This is a genomic window from Hydrogenophaga sp. (assembly GCF_041633695.1).
GTDB lineage: Bacteria > Pseudomonadota > Gammaproteobacteria > Burkholderiales > Burkholderiaceae_C > Hydrogenophaga.
The window spans coordinates 1-6636 of the sequence record NZ_JBFJMY010000231.1; the positions used below are offsets into that span (position 1 = coordinate 1).

Sequence of the window (6636 nt, forward strand, 5' to 3'; positions counted from 1 at the left end):
CAGCATGTCGAAGCGCGGAAAACTGCCTTCCCGGTGTGCCAGCGGCATGGCCCAGAACACGATCAGCGGGAACGCCACGCGCTCGATCAGGTTGTAGGCGCCGGGCAGGATGTCTTGCTGCAAGATGTAGCGCCCGACCACGCTGATCACCGTGCTGATGATCATGGCCAGCAGGCACAGACCGGCACCGATGGAGGCCATGCCGCCCTCGATGCGTCCCAGTGTTTTCCAGAAGTGCATGTTGTGCCTCTCTTCAACCAATGTGGCTGGGCAGCCAGGTGACGATGCCGGGGAACCACATCATGGCGGCGGTGACCACCACGCCAGCGGTGAGTGCGAACAGGGTCGTGGGCCGGAACACCTCGGCCACGGGAAAGCGCGCGGCACTGGACGCCGCGTAGACCGACAGGCCCACTGGCGGCGTGAGCAGGCCCAGCGCGATCATGAAAGACGCCATCACGCCGAACCACAGCAAATCGATCTTGGCCGCGGTCAGCAAGGGCAGCAGAATCGGCACCAGCAGCACGATGACCGCCGCCGACTCGAGGATCATCCCGGCCAGGAAGAACAGCGCCATCATCATCACGATGAGCAACATGGGCTGGTCGAGAATCGGCTCCATCAAGGCCACCAGTTCGCGCGGCAGGCGCGAAAAAGCCAGAAAGCGCGCCACGATCTGGGCACCGATCACCAGCATCATCAACATGCCGGTGACCTTGACCGAATCGCTCATGGCCAGCGCAATGTCACGCACACCCACGCGCCGCATCGCCACCATGCCGATCAGCGCGGTGAAGGCGCCAATGGCACCGGCTTCGGCCACGGTGATGATGCCGCCATAGATGCCGCCAAACACCACCGCCATCAGCAACACCACAAACGCAAAAGCGTGCACGCTGCGCCGAAACAGCGCCGGGTCTTCGTTCGCGTCCAGCTGCTGACCATCGATGGCACCGGGCTTCACTTCGGCAAAGAAGCGGATGCACAAGGTGTAGACCACCATGCACAGCAGGCCAGGGCCGATCAGTCCGATGAACAAATGGCCGATCGGCACCATGGTGATGGAACCGTAGATGATGACGATCAGACTGGGCGGGATCACCGCCGAGAGCGAGCCCGACACCGCCGCCAGCCCGATGGCGAAGCGGCGGGTGTAACCCACGCGCTCCAGCTCGGGGCCGGCCAATGTGGCCAGCGCAGCGGCGCTCGCCGAGCCCGAACCACAGACCGCACCCAGCAGCCCACCGGTGAGGATGGTGGCAACGCCGAGCGGGAACCGCTTGTAGCCCGACAAGCGGTGCGCCACCCGGAACAGGTCCACGATCACCCCGCCGCGCAGCAGCAACTGCGCCATCACCAGGTAGAGCGGGATGATGGAGAGCGAATAAATCGACGCGGTGTAGAAGATGTCGGGGCCGATGATGCCGTCGAACACGCGCGTGCCCATCCACATGGCGACACCGACGACGCCCGAGCCCAGCAGCACGGTCGAGACGTTCTGACCGAGCAGCAGAAAGATCGTGAACCATGCGCCGACGGCCCACAGGATCAGGGTTTGAGACATGGCTTGCTCCAAAGCGGGAAAGGGACGCCAGCGCATGCGCCGGCCAGGGCGACCGCAGCACCGGCTCTGCCGGGCCGCTGGTCGCGCCCCTTGAAAGAGAAGCGGCCACCAGGCCGCTTCGGGGGCTGTGCCGTTACTTCAGGTACTCGGCCACGCCCTCGGGCACTTTGCCGCCTTCGCCCTGCACCAGCGAAGCCCACAGCTTGGCCGTGGCCTTGCCCGGGTGGCCCTTCTTCTCGGTCTGTTCGATCCACTGGATCCAGGTGTTGGCCGAGGCCTTGGCGATGTGGGCACGCATCTCGGGCGACAGCGCGTCGATGGACACAAACTGGCCGCCCGCCTTCTCGCTGGCCTGGCGCACTTCCACGTCTTGCTTGTCGATGCCTTCGGCATTCTTGAGCGCGGTCTCGCGCGCGATGCGGTCCCAGCTCTTGCGTTCGTCGGCGGACAGGTCTTTCCACACCGCATCGGTGGTGGCCAGGTAACTTTCCCAATGGCCCAGCGCAACGCCGGTCACGGTGTACTTCAGCAAGTCCTGGAACGAGTAGGACTTCCAGTCGCCCACCGACAGCACAAGGCCGTTGACGGTGCCACGCGACAAGGCCTCATACGCTTGCGAGGCCGGCATGGTCACGGGCGTGGCGCCGAGCTGCTGCAGCACGATGGTGTGCAGCGCCGAACCGGCACGCAGCGGCAGACCTTTGAGGTCGGCCGGCGACTGCAAGACCTTGCCGGTGGTCGAGAGCGCGTACGCGGCGGTCGAACCCAGGGGCCAGGCGTGGATGCCTTTGTCGGCGATTTCGTACTGGTAAAAAGACTTGTCGCCCTTGATCTTCACGGTCGAGTCCATCAACTTCTGGAACGCCTTGGTCACCAGGACCGAGTTGGTGCCGATGGTGGGCAGCTGTGTCACATCGGACAGCGCGAACCGGCCTTCGTGGTAGGGCGCCAGCAGCGGCGCGGCCACGTCGATGGTGCCGCCCTTGAGGGCGTCGAGCTCACGCCCCACCGCCACCAGTTCGCCCGCGTAGAAGCGCTTGAACTTGAGCGGGGTGGCCGCTTCCATGGCGGTGGCAAATGGGTCCATGTGCTGGCCCACCCAGAAATGCGCCTTGGGAATGCCGGCCGAAATGGTGAGGTCTTTGGCGTGGGCCAGACTGGCCACGGAGGCACCGAGTGCCACCAGAACGGCGGTGGAAATGCGGGCACGGCGTGAGAAGCGGTTGAACATGTTTGTCTCCATTTTTGGGTTCTGTGGCGCCCGGCCATGTCGGCAGACGGGGTTGCCTTGGGCGCCCCGCCATGTTCCGGCACACCGGCCACCCCCACCCCCACCCGAAGCGGGTGGCTAGGGTATTCCCGCAGCCGTCCACCCAGCGACAGCGTGCCCCGCGATGGGGCCGACAATGGATGGTTTCACCCGAACCGCAACTGCCCATGACCACGCCCCTACGCCCATTGCAACTGCAAAGCGCCACCAACTTCCGCGACCTCGGCGGGCTCGTCGGTGCGCAAGGCCGCCGGGTGCGCTCGGGTCGGGTCTTTCGTTCGGACCACCTGGCCGCACTGTCCACCGCCGACCTGGCCCACCTGCAAACGCTGGGACTCACCCACAGCATCGACTTTCGGGGCCTGGCCGAACGTGCCGAGCGGCCCTATGCGCTGCCGGGCGTGCGCACGCTGGCGTTGTCCATCGAACCCACCGTGGTGCAGCGCATACAGGCCCTGCTCGATGCCGGACACACGCCCAGCCAGAGCGATGCCGTGGCGCTGATGTGCGAGACCTACCGGGGTTTCGTGTTGGACAACACGGCGGTTTTCCGGCGCTTCTTTCAGCACCTGCTGGCCCACCCCACGCCGCTGGTGTTCCATTGCACCGCCGGCAAGGACCGCACCGGCTTTGCCGCTGCGCTGCTGCTGTCGGTGTTGGGGGTGGAGCACGAAGCCATCGTGCACGATTACCTGCTGACGAACCAGCTCTACCGGCGCAGCCCAGCGCTGGAAGGCGCGGGACCGGCATCGGTGATGGACGTGCTGTGGCAGGTGCAACCGGCGTTTCTGCAAGCCGCCTTCGACTGCGTGGAACAGTCGTTTGGCGGCCTGCCCCAATACCTGGAAACGGGCCTGGGCTTGCAGCCCGAAGAACTGGACCGCTTGCGCCAGCACCTGCTGGAAGCCTATTGATCCGGCCCGGTGAGATATGAACCGTTCGGGCTGAGCTTGATAGCCCGTTCGCCCTGAGCTTGTCGAAGGGCTTCGACAGGCTCAGCCCGAACGGAATTCAAGATTGCACCGGGCCGGATCAATGGGGACCTGCGCGGCCCAACTGCGTCAAATCTGTCCGACCAGGCCCAGGTCGCGCGCGCGCGCCACCGCATCGTCGCGTCCGTACACGCCGAGCTTGGCGTACACGTTCTTCAAGTGCCACTTCACCGTTTCGGGTGACACGCCCAGCGCCTGAGCGATGCGTTTGTTCGACATCGCGTTGGCCAGCGCCCGCAAGATTTCGTGCTCGCGCTCGCTCAAGGCTTCCTGCAGCGGTGTTGCCAGGCGCTGCACCTCGGGGCGGTGCAGGCCGGCCTGGGCCTGCAGGTGCTCCACATAAAAAGCCAGCGCGGGGTCCACGTCCGGCGTCTGTTGCACCCATTGCTGCACCAGCGCCAGGAAGCCGTCGCCCAGATCCAGCAGGCTGCGCACCATGCCTTGGCGCTGGGCATCTTGCAGCACCCGGGTAAGCAAGGCCATGGCCTGCTCGTGCTGGCCCACGCGCGCCCAGAGCAAGGCGCGCAGCCCGTGCGCGCTGCAGCGGTCGCGCCGCATCACGGCCGGGTCGTCGGGTCCGCACAGCGGCTCCAGCGCGGCCAGCGCGCCGCGGTCGTCGTGCTCGGCGGCGAGCACCAGCGCCGTGGCAAACGCCGACAGTCCGACCGCGCGACGGCTGGCGGGCGCCTGTTCCCCCGCATGGCGGCGCGCCAAGGCCTGCAAGGTGTGCAGCGTCTGGCGCGCGGCCGCCGCGTCGCCCATGTGCAAGGCGGTGCGCACCCGCTCGATCAGGGCAAAGCCCAGGGCGCGGTCGAGCCCCCGGCGCTGGGCCACTTCCTCCAGCCGGTCCAGGCCCTCCAGCGCCTCCATCGGGTTGCCCTCCAACCGGCGCAGGCGGCTGCGCACCACGGCGGCGGTGATCATCGCATCGGGCAGGGCCACCCGTTCGATGGTGTCCAGGCGCGGCTCCAGCAACTGGTGCAGTCCGGCCAGGTCGTTCACCTCGTACAGCACCGCACTGAGAAAACCCGCCGCGTTGCAGGCCGGTTCGCAATAGGGACCGAGCGCCCGCTCGGCCTCGGCCAGCGCGTCGCGCAGCACCGGCTCGGCGCGCCGCATATCGGATTCGTGCAAGTGGGTAAAGCCCCGCAGGGCCTGGCCCATCAGTGCGCCAAAGGGCGAGTCCAGCAAGGACGATCCGTCGTCGCGGCTGGGCACCGGGCCTTGCAGCACCGCACGCGCCTGCTCAAAGTCGCCCAGGTGGATGTAGAGCCAGCTCAGCAGGTTGCGCCGCCCGCCAACAAGCACGGCGTCGCTGCTGGGGCGCATGGCCTGCATGGCGGGCACGAGCGCCTGGGCGGCGGGAATGTCGTCTTCTTGCAGCGCCAGCGAGAACGCCAGCAGACACCAGTGGGCTTGCGCCTCCACATCGGTCTCGCGGGCTTGCTCGCGCAGCGCGGCCAGGCTTTCGTGGCAGGCCGTGAACTGGCGGTAACACAGCTGCGACCAACCCAGCCACAGCAGCAGCGAAGCGCGCCCGCGCAAAATGCCCCGGGGCAGTTCGGCGACCGCACGCACCAATCGCTGCAACTCACCGTTGAGAAACAGCTCGCGCGCCCAACGGTCCAGCCAGTCGGCGGCCTGCTCCAGATCGCCACCGGCCACGCCGTGGTGCACCGCTTCGCGCAAACGTTTGTAGCGCCCGAACCATTGGCTGAGCACGGCGTGCGTGGCGCGCTGCTCGGGCAGCGGCAGGCGTGCAAAGCGCTCCAGCAGCAGGTCGCGAAACAGGGGGTGGAAGCGGAACCAGCCCGCGCGCTCCATGCCGTCCAGCGGAATGAGAAACAGGTGTTCGCGGCGCATGCGCTCCAGCAAGGCCGGTCCGGCCTCTTCGCCCACCAGGGCCGCGACCAGCGCCTGGTTGAAGCCGCGCGCGGCGGCCAGGCGCGTCATCGCGTCGAGCTCGCCGAGCTCCAACTGCGACAGCACCTCGCGGTTGAAATAGGCGGTGAAATCGTGCGGGTTCTGCACCGGCACGGCGCGGCCCAGGCGTTCGGGCTGGCGCTTGATGTCCAGCGCCACCAGTTGCAGGCCCGCCACCCAGCCGTCGGTGATGTCGTGCAGGCGCCGCGCATCGCGCTCCGGGTGGTCGCTGTGCCGGCTCTGCACAAAAGCCCGCACCTCGTCGAGGGCGAAACGCAGATCGACAAAACCCAGCTCCATCACCGCGTCCTGGTCGCGCAGGCGCGACAGCGACAAGGGCGGCACGGTGCGCGACACCACCACCAGGTGGAAATGCGCCGGCGCGAAATCCAGCCAGATCTGCAACAAGGCGTGGGCGCGCGCATCGGTGATGTTCTGGTAGTCGTCGATCAGCAACACCAGCGGGCTGGTGCGCTGCATCAGCCCGCGCAACACGGCAATCGCGATCGGGTCGGGCGAACGCAGCTCGCTGTCGCGGTTGTAGATGAAGCGGGCCTCGCGCGCGATGTCCGGGTCGACCCGGTCGAGCGCGGCGAACAGCGCGTCCAGCAAGGCTTGCGCGTCGTCGCCGGGCAGCACCGTCATCCAGGCAAAGCCGTGCCCATAACCCAGTGCCTGGGCCCGCCACTGCAGCGCCAGCGTGGTCTTGCCGCAACCCGCCGGCCCCAGGATCAGCACACAGGTCTTGTGGCGCGCCTCGGCCAGGCGCGCCAGCAAGCGGCTGCGCTCGATGCTGCCAGGCTCCAGCCTGGGCAGGCTTGGGCTGCTCTCGGTGGGGTTCATGCGATCACGGTCTCCAGACCCTGCCGATGTTGCCACGCGCCATG

5 protein-coding genes are annotated in these 6636 nt (G+C 67.2%); 1 reads left to right on the forward strand and 4 read right to left on the reverse strand.

Annotation, left to right across the window (positions count from 1 at the left end):
* The 3 genes from ABYB95_RS14315 to dctP all read right to left on the reverse strand — a co-directional run.
* A partial coding sequence (locus ABYB95_RS14315; RefSeq protein WP_372659240.1) for a hypothetical protein occupies positions 1-240 on the reverse strand: 240 nt, incomplete at its 3' end.
* A gap of 13 nt (positions 241-253) precedes the next feature.
* Positions 254-1564 (reverse strand): TRAP transporter large permease, encoded by a 1311-nt coding sequence (locus tag ABYB95_RS14320; RefSeq protein WP_372659241.1) that lies wholly within the window; start codon positions 1562-1564, stop codon positions 254-256.
* Positions 1565-1697: 133 nt separating this feature from the next.
* Positions 1698-2795: a TRAP transporter substrate-binding protein DctP gene (gene dctP / locus ABYB95_RS14325; RefSeq protein ID WP_372659242.1), complete on the reverse strand. Its 1098-nt coding sequence runs from the start codon at positions 2793-2795 to the stop codon at positions 1698-1700.
* 206 nt (positions 2796-3001) lie between these two features.
* Here dctP and ABYB95_RS14330 point away from each other — a divergent pair, with 206 nt between their 5' ends.
* Positions 3002-3748, forward strand: coding sequence for a tyrosine-protein phosphatase (locus tag ABYB95_RS14330; RefSeq protein WP_372659243.1), 747 nt, complete (start codon positions 3002-3004; stop codon positions 3746-3748).
* Positions 3749-3895: 147 nt separating this feature from the next.
* Here the strand turns inward: ABYB95_RS14330 and ABYB95_RS14335 are convergent, their stop codons facing one another.
* On the reverse strand, positions 3896-6592 hold the full coding sequence (locus tag ABYB95_RS14335; protein ID WP_372659244.1) for a LuxR C-terminal-related transcriptional regulator: 2697 nt from the start codon (positions 6590-6592) through the stop codon (positions 3896-3898).
* Positions 6593-6636 lie beyond the last annotated feature (44 nt).

Coding starts and splice junctions, on each gene's coding strand:
- ABYB95_RS14335 (WP_372659244.1), bottom strand. CDS start 6,592: ATGAACCCCACCGAGAGCAGCCCAAGCCTGCCCAGGCTGGAGCCTGGC.
- dctP (WP_372659242.1), bottom strand. CDS start 2,795: ATGTTCAACCGCTTCTCACGCCGTGCCCGCATTTCCACCGCCGTTCTG.
- ABYB95_RS14320 (WP_372659241.1), bottom strand. CDS start 1,564: ATGTCTCAAACCCTGATCCTGTGGGCCGTCGGCGCATGGTTCACGATC.
- ABYB95_RS14330 (WP_372659243.1), top strand. CDS start 3,002: ATGACCACGCCCCTACGCCCATTGCAACTGCAAAGCGCCACCAACTTC.